The sequence below is a fragment of the Aquabacterium sp. A08 genome (genome assembly GCF_011742065.1).
Map to the genome: position 1 here is coordinate 1 of NZ_JAAQQT010000215.1, position 242 is coordinate 242.

General features: G+C 62.4%; 1 protein-coding gene. It reads right to left on the minus strand.

Annotation, left to right across the window (positions count from 1 at the left end; translation table 11 throughout):
- A partial coding sequence (locus HA630_RS01205) for a DUF475 domain-containing protein (RefSeq protein WP_166832136.1) occupies positions 1-242 on the minus strand: 242 nt, incomplete at both ends.

Here is a 242-nt window from a genome sequence, read left to right on the forward strand (position 1 = left end):
ATGGCGTAGTGGGCGCCGTGCTCCAGGTAGATGTACTGGTTGAGCGTGCCGCGGTTGACCAGGTACACCGTCATGGAGCGCACGAACATGGCGCCGATGGCCAGGCCCAGCATGATGATGACCACGTCCTTGGTGATGGCGAAGGCGCCGATCACGCCGTCGAACGAGAACGAAGCGTCCAGCACCTCCAGGTACAGAAAGCTGGCAAAGCCCGAGCGCTGCACGGTTTTCACCACGGCCTC